1 protein-coding gene and 1 pseudogene are annotated in these 490 nt (G+C 54.7%); both read left to right on the top strand.

The window, feature by feature from the left end; genetic code table 11:
* Positions 1-176: pseudogene (locus C5B91_RS21515) on the top strand (type IV pilin); the annotation flags it as partial.
* 238 nt (positions 177-414) lie between these two features.
* A partial coding sequence (locus C5B91_RS21520; protein ID WP_119713045.1) for an archaellin/type IV pilin N-terminal domain-containing protein occupies positions 415-490 on the top strand: 76 nt, incomplete at its 3' end.

Raw genomic sequence — 490 nt, forward strand, 5'->3', positions numbered from 1 at the left:
TAACCGCGGATACTGTGTCGAAGAAGACCGGCTCCGACGACAGCATGAACGCCGGTGACACCATCGTCGTTGAACTTGCAGCCGGCGACGAACTTGAGGACGGCGACCAAGTGCGCCTCGTCTGGACCTCCGAATCCGGTTCCAACTCCGCGACCCTGCAAACGTACACGCACTAAACGGTCCGCGGCGACACAGTCAACCGAACCTCGATTTTTTCGAACGTTACACCGTGAGCGACAGCACCAGCCGATTCTGGTACGAATCACGCATGAGACGTGAAACGCCTTCTCAATACTAGTTTATATCATCGGAGAACGTCAGACAATCTGTTAGGTTAGAACGCAGGCGTTCGAGGACCGATTCGTATTTTTCTCAACGGTCGCCTCTCGTCCGGCACACCTAGGAGAAACAACTATGCAAATCAAGACAATGTTCACGGAGTCCCGCGCAGTCTCGCCGGTCATCGGCGTCATCCTCATGGTCGCGATTA

The organism is Haloferax sp. Atlit-10N (assembly GCF_003586325.1).
Lineage (GTDB): Archaea > Halobacteriota > Halobacteria > Halobacteriales > Haloferacaceae > Haloferax > Haloferax prahovense.